This window comes from Streptomyces endophytica (assembly GCF_026153355.1).
Taxonomy (GTDB): domain Bacteria; phylum Actinomycetota; class Actinomycetes; order Streptomycetales; family Streptomycetaceae; genus Streptomyces; species Streptomyces endophytica.
The window spans coordinates 6699717-6719418 of record NZ_CP110636.1; the positions used below are offsets into that span (position 1 = coordinate 6699717).

The 19702-nt window shown below is 75.4% G+C and carries 17 protein-coding genes and 5 pseudogenes; 13 read left to right on the forward strand and 9 right to left on the reverse strand.

Features of this window, described 5'->3' with window-relative positions; translation table 11 throughout:
* Positions 1-10: 10 nt before the first annotated feature.
* Genes OJ254_RS29885 through OJ254_RS29895 form a run of 3 tightly spaced genes read left to right on the forward strand, consistent with a single transcriptional unit; the run spans position 11 to position 3398 of the window.
* Positions 11-1951: a PucR family transcriptional regulator gene (locus OJ254_RS29885; RefSeq protein WP_265364868.1), complete on the forward strand. Its 1941-nt coding sequence runs from the start codon at positions 11-13 to the stop codon at positions 1949-1951.
* Positions 1888-2742: a metallophosphoesterase family protein gene (locus tag OJ254_RS29890; protein ID WP_265365372.1), complete on the forward strand. Its 855-nt coding sequence runs from the start codon at positions 1888-1890 to the stop codon at positions 2740-2742. Before OJ254_RS29885 ends, OJ254_RS29890 begins: the two co-directional genes overlap by 64 nt.
* Positions 2739-3398, forward strand: coding sequence for a 4'-phosphopantetheinyl transferase family protein (locus OJ254_RS29895; RefSeq protein ID WP_265364869.1), 660 nt, complete (start codon positions 2739-2741; stop codon positions 3396-3398). The genes OJ254_RS29890 and OJ254_RS29895 overlap by 4 nt, the downstream gene beginning before the upstream one ends.
* 84 nt (positions 3399-3482) lie before the next feature.
* Here the strand turns inward: OJ254_RS29895 and msrB are convergent, their stop codons facing one another.
* The 4 genes from msrB to OJ254_RS29915 all read right to left on the reverse strand — a co-directional run bounded on the left by msrB (position 3483) and on the right by OJ254_RS29915 (position 7401).
* Positions 3483-3890, reverse strand: a complete 408-nt coding sequence (gene msrB, locus OJ254_RS29900) for a peptide-methionine (R)-S-oxide reductase MsrB (protein WP_265364870.1) — start codon at positions 3888-3890, stop codon at positions 3483-3485.
* An 18-nt stretch (positions 3891-3908) separates the two neighbouring features.
* Positions 3909-5306: a UDP-N-acetylmuramate--L-alanine ligase gene (gene murC, locus OJ254_RS29905; RefSeq protein ID WP_265364871.1), complete on the reverse strand. Its 1398-nt coding sequence runs from the start codon at positions 5304-5306 to the stop codon at positions 3909-3911.
* A gap of 221 nt (positions 5307-5527) precedes the next feature.
* Positions 5528-6169, reverse strand: coding sequence for a response regulator (locus OJ254_RS29910; protein WP_265364872.1), 642 nt, complete (start codon positions 6167-6169; stop codon positions 5528-5530).
* Entirely contained in the window at positions 6166-7401 is a 1236-nt protein-coding gene (locus OJ254_RS29915) for a sensor histidine kinase (protein ID WP_265364873.1), read from the reverse strand. Before OJ254_RS29915 ends, OJ254_RS29910 begins: the two co-directional genes overlap by 4 nt.
* Before the next feature lie 184 nt (positions 7402-7585).
* On the opposite strand from OJ254_RS29915, the gene OJ254_RS29920 reads away from it, so the two are divergent.
* Both OJ254_RS29920 and OJ254_RS29925 read left to right on the forward strand, forming a co-directional pair.
* Entirely contained in the window at positions 7586-8671 is a 1086-nt protein-coding gene (locus OJ254_RS29920) for an ABC transporter permease (protein WP_265365373.1), read from the forward strand.
* Positions 8668-9354 (forward strand): ABC transporter ATP-binding protein, encoded by a 687-nt coding sequence (locus OJ254_RS29925; RefSeq protein ID WP_265364874.1) that lies wholly within the window; start codon positions 8668-8670, stop codon positions 9352-9354. The genes OJ254_RS29920 and OJ254_RS29925 overlap by 4 nt, the downstream gene beginning before the upstream one ends.
* A 28-nt stretch (positions 9355-9382) precedes the next feature.
* On the opposite strand, the gene OJ254_RS29930 is transcribed toward OJ254_RS29925, so the two are convergent.
* Positions 9383-9880, reverse strand: coding sequence for an indole-3-glycerol phosphate synthase (locus tag OJ254_RS29930; protein ID WP_265364875.1), 498 nt, complete (start codon positions 9878-9880; stop codon positions 9383-9385).
* A 137-nt stretch (positions 9881-10017) separates the two neighbouring features.
* Positions 10018-10842: a dihydrofolate reductase family protein gene (locus OJ254_RS29935; protein ID WP_265364876.1), complete on the reverse strand. Its 825-nt coding sequence runs from the start codon at positions 10840-10842 to the stop codon at positions 10018-10020.
* A gap of 67 nt (positions 10843-10909) precedes the next feature.
* On the opposite strand from OJ254_RS29935, the gene zapE reads away from it, so the two are divergent.
* A complete protein-coding gene (gene zapE / locus OJ254_RS29940; RefSeq protein WP_265364877.1) occupies positions 10910-12049 on the forward strand; it encodes a cell division protein ZapE in 1140 nt (379 codons plus the stop codon).
* 71 nt (positions 12050-12120) lie between these two features.
* Positions 12121-12393: pseudogene (locus tag OJ254_RS29945) on the forward strand (alkaline phosphatase PhoX); the annotation flags it as partial.
* Positions 12394-12421: 28 nt separating this feature from the next.
* Here the strand turns inward: OJ254_RS29945 and OJ254_RS29950 are convergent.
* From OJ254_RS29950 to OJ254_RS29960, 3 genes and pseudogenes are all read right to left on the reverse strand, one after another.
* Positions 12422-12592 carry a hypothetical protein gene (locus OJ254_RS29950; protein WP_265364878.1) on the reverse strand — a complete coding sequence of 57 codons (171 nt, stop codon included), beginning with the start codon at positions 12590-12592 and terminating at the stop codon, positions 12422-12424.
* Positions 12593-12644: 52 nt separating this feature from the next.
* Positions 12645-13313: an ABC transporter gene (locus OJ254_RS29955; protein ID WP_265364879.1), complete on the reverse strand. Its 669-nt coding sequence runs from the start codon at positions 13311-13313 to the stop codon at positions 12645-12647.
* Between the two features lie 4 nt (positions 13314-13317).
* Positions 13318-14265: pseudogene (locus tag OJ254_RS29960) on the reverse strand (ABC transporter ATP-binding protein); the annotation flags it as partial.
* Between the two features lie 373 nt (positions 14266-14638).
* Here OJ254_RS29960 and OJ254_RS29965 point away from each other — a divergent pair.
* From OJ254_RS29965 to OJ254_RS29990, 6 genes and pseudogenes are all read left to right on the forward strand, one after another.
* Positions 14639-15393 (forward strand): annotated as a pseudogene (locus tag OJ254_RS29965) (aminoacyl-tRNA hydrolase).
* A gap of 7 nt (positions 15394-15400) precedes the next feature.
* On the forward strand, positions 15401-16075 hold the full coding sequence (locus OJ254_RS29970; protein WP_265364880.1) for a LysE family translocator: 675 nt from the start codon (positions 15401-15403) through the stop codon (positions 16073-16075).
* Positions 16076-16220: 145 nt separating this feature from the next.
* Positions 16221-17598: pseudogene (locus tag OJ254_RS31835) on the forward strand (MbnB/TglH/ChrH family RiPP precursor modification enzyme).
* The gene (locus OJ254_RS29980; RefSeq protein WP_265364881.1) at positions 17598-17993 is read left to right on the forward strand and encodes a TIGR04222 domain-containing membrane protein; all 396 of its coding nucleotides are present in this window, start codon (positions 17598-17600) and stop codon (positions 17991-17993) included. Before OJ254_RS31835 ends, OJ254_RS29980 begins: the two are co-directional and overlap by 1 nt.
* Positions 17993-18637: a hypothetical protein gene (locus OJ254_RS29985; protein ID WP_265364882.1), complete on the forward strand. Its 645-nt coding sequence runs from the start codon at positions 17993-17995 to the stop codon at positions 18635-18637. Before OJ254_RS29980 ends, OJ254_RS29985 begins: the two co-directional genes overlap by 1 nt.
* A 229-nt stretch (positions 18638-18866) precedes the next feature.
* Positions 18867-19684, forward strand: a pseudogene (locus OJ254_RS29990) (TIGR04222 domain-containing membrane protein).
* The last annotated feature ends 18 nt before the right edge of the window (positions 19685-19702 follow it).

Below are 19702 nucleotides of genomic sequence, written 5' to 3' on the forward strand. Positions count from 1 at the left end.
CACTATGTCTATGCCGCTGTCTCTCTCGGACCTGCTGACCCGGCCCGACCTGCGTCTCTCGGTCACCTACGACGTGCCGCCGCACCTGCTGGCCCGCCCGATCGAGGCCGCGACCGTCTCGGACCTGCTGTCGCCCGGCAAGTGGCTGCAGGGCGGCGAACTGCTGATGACCATCGGCCTGCTGCTGCCCATGGAGCCGGCCGCCTGCCGGGCGTACGTCCGGGATGTCGCCGAGGGCGGGGCGGCCTGCCTGGCGCTCGGGCTGGGCCAGGGCCTGCCGTACCAGGAGGCGCCGGAGCCGCTGGTGACCGCGGCCGAGGAGGCCGGGCTGCCGCTGCTGACGGTGCCGGACGAGGTGCCGTTCATCGCGGTCACCAAGGCGGTCTTCGACGCCCGGGCCACCGAGCAGCGCGACGCGCTGCACCGGGCGTTCGCCACCCAGCGGCGACTGACCGCGGCCGCGGCCGGCGACGGGCTGCGGCCGATGCTGGAGGAATGGACGGCCGCCACCGGTGTGGGCGCCGCGGTGCTCGATCCGCTCGGGCGGCTGCTGGCGGCCGGCGAGCGGGAGCCGGGCCCTCCGCTGGCCCAGGCCCGCGATCTGCTCGACCGGGTCGCCGCACGCGGGCTGCGCGGCAGCGCGTCCAGTACGGCCGGCGGGCAGCAGCTGGAGGTGCAGCCGCTGGGCGCGCGGCGGCTGCGCGGCCTGCTGCTGCTCACCGGCCGTCCGGACGATGCCGCCCGGTCGGTGGTCCCCGGTCTGGTCTCGCTGCTCTCGCTGGAACTGGAGCGCCGCCACCTGCGCGACGAGCCGGAGCGCCGGCGCCGGTCGGCGCTGCTGTCGGAGCTGCTGGCCGAGGAGCATCCGGCACCCGGCCGGGCCCGGGACATGCTGCACTCGGTGGGGCTGACGACCGAGCGGGTGCGCGGTGTGGTGGTGGAGGCGGGCAGCGGGGGCGACGCGCGCAAGCGGGCGGCGGGGGCCGGTTCCGGTGCGGCGGCCCCCGGGACCGCCGACGGGTCCGCCGACGGGTCCGCCGCGCAGGAGATGGCCGCCGATCTCGCCCTGGCGGTGCCGGGCGGGCTGGTCCGGGTGGTGGGCGGCGCCACCGACGGCACCCCGGCCGGTGCTCCGGACCGCGCACCGGGCCGCGCGCCGGGCGGGCCGTCCGGCCGGCTCGTCGAGGCGGTGGTCGGCGAGGACCTGGACATCCGGGATGTACTGGCCCGCTTCGCTCCGCACCGGCCGGCCGGTATCGGGCCGGTCACCGCTCCGGAGGCGGTGCGGGTCTCGCTGCGGCAGGCGGCCGGCCTGCTGGCCGTCAGCCGGGCGTCGGGCGAGCCGGCCGAGGCCCGGCAGAGCCAGGCCAGCCGGCTGCTCCTCGACCTCGGGGACCGCCGCACGCTGCAGGGCTACGCCGACACCGTGCTCGGCCCGCTCGATCTCGCGGACAACGGTGAGGAGTTGATCGCCACCCTGGCGGCCTGGCTGGAGACCGGCGGCGTCTGGGACGCCACCAGCCGCCGGCTCGGCGTGCACCGGCACACCGTGCGCAACCGCCTCGACAAGGCCATGGATCTGACGGGGCGTCGGCTGGACGACCCGGACGACCGCTTCGACCTGTGGCTGGCCACCCGTATCCGCCGCGGCGGCACGCCCTCCCCGGAGCCGCCGGCCGGACCGCCGCCACGCCGCCGCCGGCACGCCCGGACCGGTGACACACCGCCCGTCCCCCGGCCCGCCCTTCACTCTCCCTGGCGCACCGTCTTTACTGCGAGGGTGACCTACGAGATCCGCACCCCGGCCCCCGGCGCCGACAGCCCCGCAGCGCCGCCCCGGCCCCCGCCCCGTCCCCGCACCCCGCACCGGCCCACGGACCCGGCACCCTGGTCGCGGTCAGCGATCTGCACGTCCGCTACGCCGAGAACCGCGAGATCGTCGAGGGGTTAAGACCGGAGTCCGCCGACGACTGGCTGCTGGTCGCCGGCGACGTGGGCGAGTACGTCGCCGACATCCGCTGGGCGCTCGGCCTGCTCAGCGAACGCTTCGCCAAGGTGGTGTGGGTGCCGGGCAACCACGAGCTGTGGACCCCCGCCGACGATCCGGTGCAGCTGCGCGGCGTGGCGCGGTACGAGCATCTGGTGGAGATCTGCCGGGAGTTGGGCGTCCTGACGCCCGAGGACCCGTACCCGGTCTGGGAGGGGGCCGGCGGCCCGGTCGTGCTCGCCCCGCTGTTCCTGCTCTACGACTACACCTTCCGGCGGCCGGGCGTGACGTCCAAGGAGGAGGCGCTCGCCCAGGCCGAGCAGGCCGGGGTGGTGTGCACGGACGAGTTCCATCTGCACCCGGACCCGTATCCCACCCGCGAGGACTGGTGCCGGGCGCGGGTGGCCGCCACCGAGGCCCGGCTCGCGGCCCTGCCGGCGGACCTGCCGACCATCCTGATCAACCACTGGCCGGTGGTCCGGGAGCCCACCGACCCGCTGTGGTACCCGGACTTCGCGCTGTGGTGCGGTACGGAGGCGACCGCCGACTGGCCGCGCCGGTTCCGTGCCGCCACCGTCGTCTACGGCCATCTGCACATCCCCCGGCTGCTGATCTGCGACGGCGTACCGCACCAGGAGGTCTCGCTCGGCTATCCCCGGGAGTGGCGGCGCCGCTCCGGCACACCGGGCCGTCCGGTGCAGATCCTGCCGGCCCCGGCCGCGGTCGGCTCCGGCACCACGGGAGCCCGGGCATGATCGACAAGCTGCTCCCGGCGCCGCTCGTGACCGCCGAGTCCTTCGAGGACGCCCCGCTGTCCGAGATGTTCCCCGAGGAATGGGCGCTGGTGGCGGGCGCCGTGCCCAAGCGCCAACGGGAGTTCGGCACGGTGCGCGTCTGTGCCCGCGCCGCACTGTCCCGGCTGGGCATCGCCCCGGCGCCGCTGCTGCCCGGCCGGGACCGGGCGCCGGAGTGGCCGGACGGCATCGTCGGGGCGATGACGCACTGCACCGGTTACCGCGCCGTGGTGGTGGCCCGCCAACGGGACATGCTCACCGTCGGCCTGGACGCCGAGCCCAACCTGCCGGTCTCCGACCCGGGCGTCATGGACCTCGTCACCCTCCCCGAGGAACGCGCCCAGCTCCGCCATCTGGCCGACCTCGAACCGGAGGTCGCCTGGGACCGCCTGATCTTCAGCGCCAAGGAGAGCGTCTACAAGGCGTGGTACCCGCTGGCCCACCGCTGGCTCGGCTTCGAGGACGCCCTGCTCACCCTCGACCCCACCGACGCCACCTTCACCGCCCGCCTCCTCGTCCCCGGCCCGCTCGTCAAGGGCACCGAACTCACCGAGTTCACCGGCCGCTGGCTCGTCGAGGAGGGCCTGGTCGTCACGGCCATCACCCTGCCGGCGTGAGAGCCACAGCCCTTCCGGTCCGGAATGCGTGATGCCCACGGGAGCCGCGGCTCTCGTGGGCATCGCGCTTGCGGCCGGGCGGCGTCAGCTCTCGTCGGGCGTCAGACGCAGCGAGATGCTGTTGATGCAGTACCGCTGATCCGTAGGCGTCGGGTACCCCTCGCCCTCGAAGACGTGGCCGAGGTGGGAGCCGCAGCGGGCGCAGCGCACTTCGGTGCGGACCATGCCGTGCGAGCGGTCCACCAGGAGCTCCACGGCGTCGGAGTCCTTGGGGTCGTAGAAGGACGGCCAGCCGCAGTGGCTCTCGAACTTGGTGTCGGAGCGGAAGAGTTCGGCGCCGCAGGCGCGGCAGGAGTAGCTGCCCGACGTCTTGGTGTCGGTGTATTCGCCGACGAAGGCGGGCTCGGTGCCGGCCTGGCGGAGTACCTGGTACTCGGCGGGGGTCAGCTCGGCGCGCCACTGCTCATCGGGCTTGTCGATCTCGTACGGCATCTGGGGGCCTCCTCCGGCTCAGCTGCCCAGGCGGGTCAGGATGGCGGGGCCGAGGTCGGTCACATCGCCCGCGCCCATGGTGAGAACAAGGTCACCGGGCCGGGTCATTCCGGCGATGACGTCCGGGACGGCGGCCTTGTCGCTCTCGGCGGTGACCTCGGCGCCGGCGGCGCGCGCGGCGTCGATGATCAGGTCGCTGGTGACGCCCGGGATCGGGTCCTCGCGGGCCGGGTAGATGTCCAGCACGACGGAGGCGTCGGCGAGGGCGAGCGCCTGGCCCATTTCCGTGCCGAGCTCCTGGGTGCGGGAGAAGAGGTGCGGCTGGAAGACGACCAGGACGCGGGCGTCCTCGGCGGCGCCGCGGATCGCTTCGAGGTCGGCGGTCATCTCCGTCGGGTGGTGGGCGTAGGAGTCGATGACCTGGACGCCGGCCGCCTCGCCCTTGAGCTGGAGGCGGCGCTTGACGCCGGTGTACTTGCCGAGGGCGGTGGAGAGGTTGTGCGGCGGCAGGTCGAGGGCGACCCCGGCGGCGAGGGCGGCGACGGCGTTGTGGGCGTAGTGCCGGCCGGGGACGGAGACGGTGAAGGTGAGGATCTTGCCGCTGGTGAGGCTGACGGTGACGTCGCTGGTCAGGCCGTGCGGGGTGACCTGGAGGATGCGGACGTCGGCGTCCTTGGACTCGCCGTAGGTGACGATCTCGATGTCCTCGCGGCCGGAGACCCGGGCGGTCAGCTCGCGGGCGCCCGGGTGGTCGGCGGCGATGACCAGGGTGCCGCCGGGGCGGATGCGGCCGACGAAGGTCTCGAAGGACTCGTAGATCTCGTCCATCGAGGCGTAGTTGGCGTGGTGGTCCAGCTCGACGTTGAGGACGATGGCGACCTCGGGGGCGTACTTGTGGAAGCTGCGGTCGCTCTCGTCGGCCTCGGCGACGAAGATCTCGCCGGCGCCGTGCTCGGCGTTGGAGCCGGGGGCGTCGAGGTCGCCGCCGATGGCGTAGGACGGCTTGAGGCCGAGGGCGCCGAGGGAGACGGCGAGCATGGAGGTGGTCGTGGTCTTGCCGTGCGTGCCGGCCACGGCGATCGGGCGCAGGCCGTCCATGAGGGCGGCGAGGGCGTCGGAGCGATGCACGACGGGGATGCCGCGCTCATGGGCGGCGGCCAGCTCGGGGTTGTCGGGGCGGATCGCGGAGGAGACCACGACGCTGGTCGCGTCGGCGGCGAGGTGCTCGGCGGCGTGGCCGAGGTGGACGGTGACGCCGAGGGCGCGCAGGGCCTCGGCGGTCGGGGAGTCCTTGGCGTCGCTGCCGGCCACCCGGGCGCCGCGCTGGGCGAGGATCTTGGCGATGCCCGACATGCCGGCTCCGCCGATACCGATGAAGTGCGGTCGGTCCATCGAGGCTGGGATGGCGGGTGCCATGGGCGGGTCTCCCTGATCGTCGATCATCGCGAGCGGTGGTGCGGTCGTGCGGTTCTGCCGGCGGGCCGGCCGGTACCGGCCCTCGTGCGGCCGGCGCGGCTGTCCCACTGCCGAAGATTGTCGCACCCGGCACCGACAGCGGCGGTGCTCGGACCCCGGACGACCACGGACCGGGCCGCACCGGGCCCCGAGCCGGTGGTCAGGGGCAGCGGGCAAGCGGGTCAGCGGCGGATCAGGCCCTTCGCGGTGGCCGCGGCGACCGCGGACGTACGCGAGTCCACCCCCAGCTTGGAGTAGATATGGACAAGGTGGGATTTGACGGTCGCCTGGCTGAGGAAGAGCCGTTTGCTGATCGCGGCGTTCGACAGGCCGTCCGCGACGAGCTGGAGGACCTCGGTCTCGCGGCGGGAGAGCGCGGTGGCGGGCGTCCGCATCCGGTCCATCAGGCGCAGCGCGATGGTGGGCGCGAGCGCGGACTTCCCGGCCGCGGCGGTGCGCACCGCGGCGGCCAGCTCCTCGGGCGGGGCGTCCTTGAGGAGGTAGCCGGTGGCGCCGGCCTCGATGGCGGCGAGGATGTCGGCGTCGGTGTCGTACGTGGTGAGGACCAGGACGCGCGGGGCGCCGGCCCGGGCAGTGATCGCGGCGGTGGCCTGCGAGCCCAGCATCCGCCCGCCGAACTGGAGGTCCATGAGGACCACGTCCACCGCGCACCGGCCGGCGAGCTCGACGGCCTCCTCGGCGGTGGGCACGTCCGCGACGACCTCGAAGCCCGGTTCGGTCTCCAGGACGGCGCGCAGCCCGGCCCGTACGACGGGGTGGTCGTCGGCGAGCAGCAGCCGGATGGGGGGCGCGGGGCTGGTCACGGGGCGGCCTCCGGGGTGACGGGCGCTGCCGGGCAGGGCAGGGTGACGGCGATGGCGGTGCCCTCTCCCGGGGCGGACTCGACGGCGAGGGTGCCCTGGAGGGCGCGGGCCCGGGCGCGCATCGCGGCGAGCCCGAATCCGGTGCCGGAGGCCGCGGCGGAGCCCGGTGCGGGCACCTCGGCCGGGACGAATCCGGTGCCGTCGTCGACGACGTCGAGGGCGACCTCGGTGTCCATGTAGCTGAGGGTCAGCTCGACCCGGCCGGCCGCGGCGTGCTGGACGGTGTTGGCGAGCGCGGACTGGGCGATGCGCAGCAGGGCGACCTCGTGCGGGGTGGGCAGCGGGGTGGGCGCGCCGGAGACCTGGCAGTGCACGGCCAGTCCGGAGGTGCGCGCCGTGGTGGCGCACAGCCGCTCCAGGGCGGCGGGCAGCGATCCGGTCTCCAGGTCGGGCGGGCTGAGCGCGCGGACGAAGCGGCGGGCCTCGGCGAGGTTGTCGACCGCGGCCGTACGGGCCTGCCGGACGTGCCCGAGCGCCGCCCCGGGCCGCTCGGGGAGGGCGCGCTCGGCGGCGCGCAGCAGCAGCTGGATGCTGGACAGGCCCTGGGCGAGGGTGTCGTGGATCTCCCGGGCCAGCCGCTCCCGCTCGGCGAGCACGCCGGCGGCGTGCTCCGCGGCGGCCAGCTCGCTGCGGGCCGCGGTCAGCTCCTCGATGAGGCGGCGGCGCTGTTCGCTCTCGCGGTAGAGGGCTTGGTAGCCGAGGACGACGGCGACCGCGACCGCCGCCCCGAGGGCCGGGCCGAGGACCGTGCCGACGCTGAGGGTGTGGGTGTGCCACCCGAAACCGGCGACGGCGGCGAGGGTGGTGGCCGCGACGACGGGCAGCGCCCAGCGCAGCGGGAGGAGGTGCAGCTGGACGAAGAACAGCGGAAAGGCCAGCCAGACGCCGTCCGGGGTGAGGGCCAGCAGCACCAGCCAGACCAGCCCGACGGCGGTGAGCCAGAGGGCGGCGGCGCCGGTGGAACTGCGCAGCCGGGGCAGCCGGGGGCCCGCGACGTAGAGCGCGAACAGCACGACGGCGGTGGCGAGGACCGCGGGCGCGTGCGGACGGTGCTCGGCGAGCGCGCGGACGGCGGCGAGCCCGAGCAGCGCGGCCACCATCAGATGGAGGCAGCTGCGCAGGACCCGCAGGACGGGGGTGAGGGAGTGGGCGGTCACGGCTTCTTCGGTCACGGCCTCTTCAGGCTACGGGCGGGTACGGCCGTGGGCATCAACCGAAGGGTTGATGCCGGGGCGCACCTTTCGATCTCCGCGGACCACTCCGCGGCGCGATGCCGCGGCCCCCTCCGGCGGGCGACGGTGGAGTCCAGTCGCCGGGCAGTGGGTCCGGCGTCCGACCCCGAGGATGGCCGAGCCCGTGTTCGTCGCCTGGAGAGATCTGAGATTCGCCAAGGGGCGGTTCGCCCTGATGGGGACCGTCGTGGTGCTGATCACCGTGCTGGTGGGTCTGCTGTCGGGCCTGACGGCGGGCCTGGGCCGGGAGAACACCTCGGCGATCACCGGCCTGCCCGCCGACCACCTGGTGTTCTCGGCGCCCCTGGAGGGCCGTGCGGTCGCCTTCACCGACTCCCGGCTGACCGAACGGACCGTACGGGAGTGGGCGCGGGTGCCCGGCGTACGGCGGGCCGAGCCGCTGGCGATCGCCACGACGAAGGCGGAGGCGGGCGACCGGACCGCCGCGGTGTCCGCGTTCGGGGTGCGCCCCGGATCGCCGCTGGCCCCGGCGCCGGGGCGGACCGGTGACGGCACGGTGGTGCTCTCGGAGAAGGCCGCGGCCTCGCTCGGGGCGCGGGCCGGCGGCTCGGTGTCGCTGGGCGGGCGCACGTTCCGGGTGGCGGCGGTGTCGGGCGCAGCCATGTACAGCCACACCCCGGTGGTCTGGACGTCGCTCGCCGACTGGCGGGGCCTGACGGGCGGCAACGGGAACGGCGGCTCCCCGGGCGCTACGGTGCTGGCGCTGTCCACCGCGGGGACGCCGGGCCTCGCCGCCGCCGACCGGCGGCTGGACACGAAGACGGTGCCCCTCGACGACGCCCTGCAGGCCATCGGCTCGTACACCGCCGAGAACGGCTCGCTGCAGCTGATGCGTGGCTTCCTGTTCGCCATCTCCGCGCTGGTGATCGGCGCGTTCTTCACGGTGTGGACGATCCAGCGCAGCGGCGACGTCGCGGTGCTGAAGGCGCTCGGCGCCTCGACCCGCTATCTGCTGCGGGACGCGCTCGGGCAGGCCGTCGTCCTGCTGGTGATCGGAACGGGCCTGGGCACCGCCGTGGCGGCGGGGGTGGGCGCGGGGATCGGCGGCGCGGTGCCGTTCGTGCTCGATCCGCCGACGGTGCTGGTCCCGGCCCTGGTCATGATCGCGCTCGGCGCCGCCGGGGCCGCGCTGTCCATCCGCCGCATTACGTCCGTCGACCCGCTGACCGCCCTGGGGAGTGCCCGATGAGCCTGGAACTGACCGATGTGACCCTGACCTACCCCGACGGTGAGGACCGGCTGACCGCGCTGGACGCGGTCTCGCTGACCGTCCCCGCCGGCTGTCTGACCGCGGTGATCGGGCCGTCCGGGTCGGGCAAGTCCAGCCTGCTGGCGGTCGCCGCGACGCTGATCCGCCCGGACCGCGGGCGGGTGGTGATCGACGGCACGGACACCACGGGCCTCGGCCGCGCCGAGCTGACCGCGCTGCGCCGGACGGCCCTCGGCATGGTCTTCCAGCAGCCGAACCTGCTGCCGTCCCTGACCGCCGCCGAGCAGCTGGAGGTGATGGCCCATCTGGACGGCCGCTCGCCGCGCAAGGCCCGGGCCAGGGCGCGGGAGCTGCTGGCGGCGGTCGGTCTGGAGGGGCTGGCCGGCCGGCGGCCGCACCAGCTGTCGGGCGGTCAGCGGCAGCGGATCAACATCGCCCGGGCGCTGATGAACGACCCCGCGGTACTGCTGGTGGACGAGCCGACCAGCGCGCTGGACCACGAGCGGGGCGCCGCGGTGCTGGAGCTGCTGCTGGACCTGACCCACCAGCGGGCGACGGCGACGGTGCTGGTCACCCACGACCACAGCCATCTGGACGTGGCGGACGAGATCGCGGAGGTGCACGACGGGCGGCTGCGCTCCCGCCCGGCCGCCCGGCTGTGAGGTGCCGGGGGCCGGCCCGGGGGCGCGGTCAGCCCCCGGGCGTCCCCTGGGGCTGGTCGTCGGCGGCGTGCGAGAAGAGCTTGAGAACCGGGACGCCGACCTTGTGGCGGGCGCGGGAGGCCCAGTCGCGGTGGAAGAACTCCTCGACGAAGTGCGGGGTGGTCAGCACGATCACCTCGTCCGCCCCGGTCTCGTCCACGACGGAGCGCAGCAGGTCCAGCGGATGGTCCTCGACGACCTGTCCGACGGCCTGGGCACCGGCCCCGCGCAGTGCCTGGAGGGTCTGCGACAGCCCGACCTCGGCAGGGGCCCCGGCCTGCGCCCCGCCCGGTTCGGCCCCCTCGCGCACGGCGTCGTCGAACTCCCCGAGGGCGACGTCGTCGATGGCCCGCAGCAGGACGTCCTGCTTGCCGCGGGGCTGCATGAGCACGACGAAGGAGACCCGGTCGTCGCCGTGCAGGGTGGTCACGAACTCCACGTCGGCGGGCGTCAGTGGTTTCTCGATCATCAATACGCTCGTGAACACGACGGACGCCCTTCTTCTCTTCAGCGCCGCATTGCGCGGAGCCCGACAGACACCATCCTGCCCCGTCGCCACGCGGGACCTGTTGGCTTTTAGTGTGCCCAAAGGAAGCTAAGCGGAACAGATAATTCCGCTGTTTGTCAGGACCGACGGTAGCGAGTGAACAGGAACCCGGCCTCCTCCAATACGGATGCCAGGGTGAACCGCTCGGGAACCTCGACGGCCGGCCCCTTCATGATCCTCGGCGCATCTCCGACGGCTACCACAGGAGCGACCGTCAGACACATCTCGTCCAGCGCACCGGCCGCGCCGAACTGCCCCAGCAGCATCGGCCCGCCCTCGGTGAGCAGCCGGGAGTGACCGCGTTCGGCCAGGACACCGGCCACCCGCGCCGGGTCGACGCCCAGGCCCTCGCCGGCGAACAGCACCTCCACACCGGCCGCCCGGGCCTTGGCCACCCGATCGGCGGGGGCGCCCGCGCCGGTCAGGACGACGGTCGGCGCCGGCGCCTCGGTGAACAGGGGCAGCCCGAAGTCCAGCCCGAGCCCGGCGGTGACCACCGCGATCGCGGGCGCCGGGGTCTGCCCGGCGGCGGCCCGGCGGGCGGCGAACGCCTCCCGGACGCGGGCCGGCCGGTAGCCCTCCTGGCGCACCGTCTCCGCCCCCACCACCACGACGTCGGCGACGGCCCGCAGCACCCCGAAGATCCGCATGTCGGCGTCGCTGGAGAGCGGCTGCGAGCGCCCCTCGTGGTGGGCCGCGCCGTCCAGGGAGGACACCATGTTGGCGCGCAGCCAGCCGGGGCGCCCCGCGCGCGCCGGGTCGTCCGCCGCCGGGTAGGCGTAGGCGTCGGCCAGCTCGTCCAGCGTCCACTCACGGTCGCCGGCACCGGTCACCGCGGGCGCGGCGGCCGTCCCGTCGGCAGCGGGTACGGGCGGGGCGGGGAGGGGGAACAGGCGTCGCATGGCGGCAGTGTGACATGCCTCGCCACACGGTCCGGCACCTCGGGTGAACGAGATAGGCTGGACGGCTGTGTCACCTTCCCAGCCCTCCGCGCCGCAGCCCGACCCGATAGCCGGACCGCCGGCCGACGCGGCCGACCCGGCCGATGCGGCCCCCGCCGCGCTCACCGCCCGCGCCCCGCACGTCCCGGCCGACCACCTGGTCGCCGAGATGGTGCCGCCGCCGCGCTTCCAGGACGCCCGGTTCGACACGTACATCCCGGACCCGAATCAGCCCAGCCAGGCCGAGGCGGTCCAGGTCCTGAGCGACTTCGCGGACTCCATCGCCGGCGGGGCGGACACCGGCGGCGGTAAGCGCCGCTGGTTCGCCAGGAGTCCCAAGAAGGCTGCCCCCAAGGGCCCGCGCGGCGTCTATCTGGACGGCGGCTACGGCGTCGGCAAGACCCATCTGCTCGCCTCCCTGTGGCACGCCGCCCCGGCGCCCGCCGAACAGAAGGCGTTCGGCACCTTCGTCGAGCTGACGAACCTGGTGGGCGCGCTCGGCTTCCAGCAGACCGTCCGCACGCTCGGCGAGCACAAGCTGCTGTGCATCGACGAGTTCGAGCTGGACGACCCCGGCGACACGGTGCTGGTCTCCACGCTGCTCGGCAAGCTGGTGGAGGCCGGTGTGGCGCTGGCCGCCACCTCCAACACGCTGCCCGGCAAGCTCGGCGAGGGCCGGTTCGCCGCCGTCGACTTCCTGCGCGAGATCCAGGGCCTGAGCGCCCACTTCCGCCCGCTGCGGATCGACGGCGAGGACTACCGCCACCGCGGTCTGCCCGAGGCGCCCGCCCCGTTCGACGACGAGACCGTCACCCGCACCGCGTACCGCACGCCCGGGGCCTCGCTCGACGACTTCCCCTCCCTCCTGGACCACCTGTCGAAGGTGCACCCCAGCCGGTACGGCGCGATGTGCGACGGCATCGAGGCGGTCTGCCTGACCGACGTCCAGGCGGTGCCCGACCAGTCCACCGCGCTGCGCCTGGTGGTCCTCGCGGACCGGCTCTACGACCGCGAGGTGCCGGTGCTGGCCTCCGGAAAGCCCTTCGACGAGCTGTTCAGCGACGAGATGCTGCGCGGCGGCTACCGCAAGAAGTACTTCCGGGCGATCTCCCGGCTGACGGCCCTGGCGCGCGACGCGAAGTCCCTGGTGACCGACGAGGCCCGCTAGGCGAGGTCCGTCAGGGGGGTCCGGCGGGGCCGTCGGTCGGCCTGGTTCCCGGGCGGCCGGGTGCGTGGTACCTGCCCGGCGAGTCCCCCGACAACATCTGCCTGGCGCCCAGCGGGGGCCTGATGGTCTGCGAGGACGGCGACGGTGCCCAGCACGTCTTCGGGCTCACCCGGGGCGGCGAGGTCTACCCGATGGCCCGTGGGCGGCAGAACATCGGCACCCCGGAGAAGCCGGAGTGGGGCGAGTTCGCGGGCGTGACCTTCGCGCCCGACCACCGCACGATGTACGTCAACTGCTACACGCCCGGCACGACGTTCGCGGTGACCGGGCCCTGGCACCACTGACGCCGCCGCGGCCGGGCTGCCCCACGGATCAGCCGGAGCACGCGGTCCGCTGTGCCTCCTGCCACTCGCACACCGGGCAGAGCACGAGCCCCGGCCGGTCGACCGGGTACTCGGTGGGCCGGCCGCAGTGCAGGCAGTCGGCTACGGGGGCGTCGGGGGCCGGGGTGGCGGGACCGGGAGCGGCGGGCGGGTGCGGCATGGGGCCGAGGGTACGCCCGCCGGTCCCGGGGCGGCCCGCCCTCCCCCGTGGTTCAGCCGCGACGGGACGCCAGGGCGCAGGCGGCAGCGGTGGCGGCGGCCGCGAGCAGGGCGGCCACGGCGGCCGGGAGCCAGGGGACATTGATCGTGCCGTGCAGGGAGCCGGTGACCAGGCCCGTCATGGCGGCGTTGGCGGGCGAGCCGCCCAGGACGAGCAGCAGCAGTGAGCCGAGGAGCCCGGCCGGGACGCCCCAGCCGGGGACGCGCAGCACCGGCCAGGTGCACAGCGCGCCGATCGCCAGGCCCGTCAGCAGGCAGGTCAGCACGGCGAACAGGCCGGCGCCGGTCGCGGGCAGGACGGGTACCGCCACCCGGCCTTTGGCCGAGTGCGGATCGGACAGCAGCACCACCAGGGCCGTACCGAGCAGCCCGAGCAGCAACGCGGCACCGGCCGCGGTCAGCACGGAGGCGAGGTGCGCACGGCCGGGCCCGGCGGCGGCCGCCGTGCAACTGCGGGCGGCGGGCGGCTCGTTGGTGACGCAGATCCGGGTCAGCCAGACGGTGACCGGCAGCACACCGACCGCGGCGTAGCCGAACGCGTCGAGGATCGGGCCGCCGCTCTGGATGCCGATGGCCAGGAACGCCGCGTAGAGGATGACCGGCGGCAGCCAGCGGTGCGAGCCGACGAGCAGCGCCGCCTGATAGCGGAGGAGAGCGGTCACGGGAGGGGGCCTCGTCGGGGTCGGGGGCGGGCGGGTTTGCCGGGGCCTGCGGTACGGCCGGGCCGGGGGCGGTGGTGACGGCGCGGATGTGCCACGGCGGACGGGCGGTGAGCAGGGCGCGCAGCAGCGCGTCGGAGTGGACGGCGGGGACCGTGAGCCGGAACGCGCCGTCCGGGCCGGGAGTGATCTCCGGGCCGCCCGGTAGCCGCGGGGCTCCGGGAGGCGTCCCCGGCGGCCCGGCCGGCGGGGCGGCGCCCGGTGGGCCCTCGGCCTCGATGGTCACCCGGGGGCCGGTCGCGGCGCCCGGATCCGTGGGGCTACCGGGCCGCTCCTCCTGGGCCAGCAGCCGCCCGTCGGTGACCCGGTAGCGGGCGTCGGCCGCGCCGGCCAAACGCTGCGGGTCGTGGTCGACGAACACCACCGTGCCGCCGTCCGCCACCCGTTCGGCGACCGCCCGGTCGAGCACCTCACGGGCGCCGCGGTCCAGGCCGGTCCACGCCTCGTCCAGGACGAGGAGTTCGGGCTCGGCGAGCAGCGCCTGCGCGACCGCGACCTTCTGGCTGGTCCCCTTGGACAGCTCGGCCAGCCGGGTACTGGCGTGCCCGGCCGCGCCGAAGCGTTCCAGCCACTCGGCGGCCCGCCGGGCCGCCGCCGCGCCGGTCAGGCCGTGGACGCGGCCGAGGTGGGCGAGGTAGCCGGCGGCCGTGAAGGGCATGGCCGCCGGGAAGCGTTCGGGGACGTAGGCGCGGCGCGGCCGGCCGGTGATCCGTCCGGTGCTGGGCCGGTCGATCCCGGCGAGCAGCCGCAGGAGGGTGGACTTCCCGGTGCCGTTGGTCCCCTCGATGCGCAGCAACGCGCCTTCGGGCACCGTGAGATGGACCTCGCGCAGCACCCAGGGGCCGCGGACCCCGTAGCGCCGCCCCACCCCGTCCAGCCGCATCCGCTCCGGCATCCGCTGCCTCCCCGTGTCCCCGCGCTGCCCGGCCCGAGCACCCCGATCGCCCGTGCCGGCACGCCCGTTGGCGTACGGCGTCGGTCCACCGCCGTACGGCATCGGTCGCTGCCGCACCACGTCGGTCCGCTGCCGCACCGCGTCGGTCCGCCCGCCGTCCCCGACGGTAGCGGGACCGGCCGCGGGGTGCCCGCTCGGCGACGCGGCGGGCGACGCGGGGCGGGCGGACGGACGGGGTCCGCGTGGGCGGGCCCGCACGGGCGAGGGGGTCGGCATGGGCGGGCCTGCGGCGGCGAGTCAGGGGTGCGCGGGCGAGGGGGCCTGCGCGGGCCGGGCCGGGGGCGTTGTCAGTGGCGGCTGGCAGACTGATCGGGTGACCAGGACCGAGACCGCCGGACAGCCCGGCAACGATTCCACCAGCCCGTTCCGGCCCGACGAGAGCGACCGGGACGCGGCCCTGCAGTTCGTGCTGCCGCTCGTCGTGCGGCTGGAGCGGGCCGATCCCCGGCGCGTACGGACGCGCTGGAAACGGCGGCCCGGGCGGTGCTGGTGCTGCTGTCGGACGAGCGGTCGGCCGGGGACGGCGAGTGGGCGGCGGCGGTGCGGGACTGGCAGGACGCCCGGATCCGGAAGGTGGTGCGGCGGGCCCGCGGCGCGGAGTGGCGGCGGGCCGAGGCGCTGCCCGGGATCACGGTCACCGGGCGCCGGGCCGAGGTGCGGGTCTATCCCCCGGTGCCACTGGACGGCTGGCCCAAGGACCTGGTGAAGCTCCAGGTCTCCGGCACGGAGCTGGACGACCCCGAGCCACCCGGGCCGCCGGCCGAGGGCGTGCCGGTGCTGTGGCTGAACCCGGCGCTGGAGATGTCGGCGGGCAAGGAGATGGCGCAGGCCGGCCACGGCGCCCAGTTGGCGTGGTGGGAGCTGTCCGAGGAGGAGCGGGCGGCCTGGCGCACGGCCGGCTTCCCGCTGGCCGTCCGCTCCGCGGATCCCGTCCGCTGGGAGGAGCTGACCCGCAGCGGGCTGCCCGTGGTCCGCGATGCCGGGTTCACGGAGATCGCGCCGGGCTCCTGCACGGTCGTCGCGGACCATCCGGCGCTGCGCGCCGCGTGGGTGACCCGGGGGCGGTGAGTCCGGCGTGCTGACGTCCCTGCTCGGCTTCACCCTGGTGGCCGCGGTGCTGACCGTGTCGCCCGGCCCCGACTTCGCGGTGGTCCTGCGGACCGCGCTCGGCTCGGGGCGGCGCGCCGCGCTGTGCAGCGCGCTGGGCATAGCCGCCGGATGCTTCGTGTGGGGGCTGGCCGGTGCGGTCGGGCTGACCGCGATGCTCGCCGCGTCGAAGACGGCGTACGACGTCCTGCGGGTGGCCGGCGCGCTGTATCTGATGTGGCTCGGGATACAGGCGCTGCGCAGCGCCCGGCGCCTACGGACCGACGGTGCTCAGGAGGCCGGGGCGGCGCCCGCCGCGGCCCGGGGACGGTCCCGTGACGGCCGGGGGGCGCGGCCGGTGACCCCGCTGCGGGCGTTGCGGACGGGCCTGTTGACCAATGTCCTCAACCCCAAGGTCGGGGTGGTCTACATGTCGCTGCTGCCGCAGTTCATCCCGCACGGCGCACCGGTGCTCGCGACAACGCTGCTGCTGGTCGCCGTGCATGCCGCGCTGGGCGTGCTGTGGCTCGGCGGTATCGCCGTCGCGGTGCACCGCGCGCGGGCCGTCTTCCAGCGGCCGCACATACGGCGGCGGCTGGATCAGGCCACCGGTGGGGTGCTGCTGGCGCTGGGGGCCGCGGTGGGGTTCGAGACCGCCCGCTGACCGGTGGGGGCGGCCGGCGGATTCCCGTGGGGCGGCGGGGGCCCCGGCGGGAAGCTCAAATGAAGCTCTGAACTCGGCAGGTGCAGGGTTCGGCCCGGCATGACGTGGCCATGAGTACCCCGACCACGGAGCGAGAGGGGGATCCATGGAGCGTCCGGGAACGGACATCGAGCGCCTGGGGACGGGCATCGGCTGGCGGCCGGAAATCGCCGCGGAGATCGCCGGGCTACCCGGTGTGGACTGGGTCGAGGTGGTGGCGGAGAACCTCTGCCCCGGCCATCTCCCGGATGCCCTGCGGGAGTTGCGCGAGCGCGGGACGACCGTCGTCCCGCACGGAGTCTCGCTCGGTCTCGGCGGCGCCGACCGTCCGGACGCCGGCCGGCTGGCCGCCCTCGCCGAGCGCGCCGAGGTGCTGGGCGCCCCGCTGGTCACCGAGCACATCGCGTTCGTCCGGGCCGGCGGGCCGCTGACCGCCTCGCCGCTGATGGAGGCCGGGCATCTGCTGCCGGTCCCCCGCACCCGCGACGCGCTGGACGTGCTCTGCGAGAACGTCCGCATCGCCCAGGACGCCCTGCCGGTGCCGCTGGCCCTGGAGAACATCGCGGCCCTGGTCAACTGGCCGGACGAGGAGCTCACCGAGGGGCAGTTCCTGGCCGAGCTGGTCGAGCGGACGGGGGTGCGGCTGCTCATCGACGTCGCCAACCTGCACACCAACCACGTCAACCGCGGTGAGGACCCGGCCGTGGCGCTGGACGAACTGCCGGTCGAGGCGATCGCCTACGTCCATGTGGCGGGCGGCGTGGAGCGCGACGGGGTCTGGCACGACAGCCACGCCCATCCGGTGACCAGGCCGGTGCTGGACGTGCTCGCCGAGCTGTGTGCCCGGATCACCCCGCCCGGTGTGCTGCTGGAGCGCGATGACGACTTCCCCGAGGCCGGCGAGCTGGCCGGGGAGCTCGACGTGATCCGCACCGTCCTGAAGGAGGCCCGCCATGTCCAGGCGGCTTGAGCCCGTACGGGAGCCGCGCGCCGGCTTCCGCTCCGCCGTGGCCCCCACCGCCTCGGCCCCCGCCGTCCCCGTCACCGGCACCGACGCGGCGCGGCAGCGGCTGGCGCTGGCGCAGACCGCGCTGCTCTCCGCGCTGGTCGCCGGCACCCCGGCGCCCGAGGGCTTCGACCGCACCCGGCTGGGCGTGCAGAGCCGGGCGCTGACCGCCAAGCGGTCCGCGGTGGTCGCCAAGGTCGCGCCCGAGTTGCCCGAGATCCTCGGCGACGACTACCGCCCGGCGTTCGCCGGCTATGCCCGCAACCGGCCGATGCGCGGCGGCTACCGCCAGGACGCACTGGACTTCGCGGCGCACCTGCTGGCCCAGGGCCGCCCCGCGGACCCCGCCGCCCGGCAGCGGCTGACCCGCTGGTGGCGGGACCGCGCGGGCCCCACCCCGCCGTCCGCCGGACCCGCGGCCCGGCTCGCCCGCGCCGTCCACGCCGTCCGCCAGGCACTGCAGGGAAGGTGGCGGTGATGTCGGTGATGTCCTTCACGCAAGCGGTGTACGTCGGCCTCGGCGCCTCCTCGCTGGTGCTGCTGGTCGGCACGATCCTGGTGCGGCGCGGCACCCCGTCCGTCCGCCGGGGCGAGGCGCAGGCCCGCAACGTGTGGGAGATGGCGTTCCTCGCCGGCGGTCCCGGGCGGGTGGTGGACGCCGCGCTCGCCGGGATGTGCGAGGACGGCCGGCTGGCGGTGGGCGGCCCGGGCGTGGTGACCGTCCGCCAGGCCACCGCACAGCACGCGGTCGAGTCCGCGGTCCTGGACGCGGTCGCCCGGACGCCCGGCGGGGCGCTGGCCGCGGTGCGCGCCGAGGCGATGCGCAGCCCGCGGTCCAGGGCGTCGGCGACCGGCTGGCGGCCCGCGGACTGATGCGCCATCCGCGGCGGGGCCGGGGCTGGCGCCGGTTCGCGAGCGCCCAGCAGGCCGTGTGCGTGGCGCTGTTCGTCCTCGGGGTACTGCTCTCGATCGCGGACGCCGGCCCTGACGACGGGGTCGACGAGGGGTTCGGCCCACCGGTGGTGATCACGATCCTGCCCGCGCTGATCGGCGGTCTGATCGTGGCCTCGCTGTGCCGGACGGTCTTCCGGAACCGCGTCACCAAGGCCGGCGCCCTCGCGCTGCGCTCCGCGCAGGCCACCCACGCCCAGGGCGGCGCGGCCGGCGTGGGCGGCGCATGGCAGGCCGCCGGCCTGGTGGTGGCGCTCGGCGGTACGGCGCTGATAGCGGACGAGCTGCTGCGCCAGCAGTTCGAGGAGGCCCAGCGGACCACCGCACTGGCCACCGCCGGCGGCTCGTCGTCCGGCAGCACGGCGTCCGGCTACGACTCCGGGGGCGACGCGGGCGGCGACAGCTCCTTCTGGTGCGGCGCGTCCGACGGCGGCTCCGGTTCGTCCTGCGGCGGCTCGTCCTGCGGCTCCGGTTCGTCCTGCGGCGGCGGTTCGAGTTGCGGGGGCGGGTCCTCGTGCGGCGGCGGCTCGTCCTGCGGCGGGGGTTCCGGCTGCGGCAGCAGCTGAGCGACGGCGCCGCAGCGGGCGTCTCCCCGACCGGACCGGCTCCGCACGCCGACCACGGCCGGCAGGCCCTGCGACCGGCAGGCTGCTACGCCCGGGAAGGCTTCTGCGCCGGAAGGTGTCCGGTTTGCGGGCCGTACCCGTCCTGATCAGGGAAGGGAGTACGTGACGTGATCCACATAAGGGGAAAATTAGTGGCCATTGTCATGGACCTTCCCGTAGAAAATGGTCCATGTGGCTCCTCTTCCTCCTCGTCGCCGCGGTGGCGGCGGTGTTCTCCTGTGCGCGGGTGTGCCGGGCCGCGGTCGCGGCGGCCCGGACCGGACGGCCGGCCCGGCCGCCGGTCTCCGCGCCGGCCCCGGACCCGGCCGGTGACGACGGGCACGCGGCCGGACTGACCCTCTACGAGATGGCCTATCTGTCCGGCGGGCCGCAGCGGCTCGCCGACGTGGTGCTGGTGCTGATGGCCCAGAAGCGGCGGCTGCTGCTCGCCCACACCGGCTGGGCCACGGTCGTCGAGCCGGTCGCACAGGATCCGGTCGAGCGGGCGACGCTCAGCGCGATAGGCCCGGACGGACAGCGCCCGATACCGGCGGTGCGGGAGGCCCTGGTGGCCGACGAGGCGGTGCGGGCGGTGGCCGACAAGCTGGTGGCCGACGGGCTGGCGCTGCCGGCCGCGGCCCGCCCCGGCATCCGCAGCGGGATCCGCCAGGTGTGGGCCGCCGCCCTCCTGGTCGTACTGACCGCCGCCGCGGCCTACTGGATGGCGCCGCCCGGCACGGACACCGCCCTGCTCCTGGGGTGGTTCTCGCTGCCGCTGGTGCTCTGCCTCGGGACCCTGGCCGTGGCGCGCTTCGAGCTCCACCCGTACCGGGACTGGGCCACCGACGAGGGCGAACAGCGCCTTCCGGGGAGGGCCGACCCGCCCGGCTCACGGCTCCCCTCCACCCCTCTGGCACCCCTCACCTCCCTCATCTCCCTCGCTCTACACGGCCCAGCGCCCTCACCGATCCCGCCCTTCGCGCCGCGCTCCACTCTTCCGGGGCATAGCGTCCGACACCGGTGCCC

Excerpts from the sequence above, each read along its gene's own strand:
- OJ254_RS29885 (WP_265364868.1), top strand. The coding sequence starts at position 11 with ATGCCGCTGTCTCTCTCGGACCTGCTGACCCGGCCCGACCTGCGTCTC.
- OJ254_RS29895 (WP_265364869.1), top strand. The coding sequence starts at position 2,739 with ATGATCGACAAGCTGCTCCCGGCGCCGCTCGTGACCGCCGAGTCCTTC.
- msrB (WP_265364870.1), bottom strand. The coding sequence starts at position 3,890 with ATGCCGTACGAGATCGACAAGCCCGATGAGCAGTGGCGCGCCGAGCTG.
- murC (WP_265364871.1), bottom strand. The coding sequence starts at position 5,306 with ATGGCACCCGCCATCCCAGCCTCGATGGACCGACCGCACTTCATCGGT.
- OJ254_RS29925 (WP_265364874.1), top strand. The coding sequence starts at position 8,668 with ATGAGCCTGGAACTGACCGATGTGACCCTGACCTACCCCGACGGTGAG.
- OJ254_RS29935 (WP_265364876.1), bottom strand. The coding sequence starts at position 10,842 with ATGCGACGCCTGTTCCCCCTCCCCGCCCCGCCCGTACCCGCTGCCGAC.
- OJ254_RS29950 (WP_265364878.1), bottom strand. The coding sequence starts at position 12,592 with ATGCCGCACCCGCCCGCCGCTCCCGGTCCCGCCACCCCGGCCCCCGAC.
- OJ254_RS29980 (WP_265364881.1), top strand. The coding sequence starts at position 17,598 with ATGTCGGTGATGTCCTTCACGCAAGCGGTGTACGTCGGCCTCGGCGCC.
- OJ254_RS29985 (WP_265364882.1), top strand. The coding sequence starts at position 17,993 with ATGCGCCATCCGCGGCGGGGCCGGGGCTGGCGCCGGTTCGCGAGCGCC.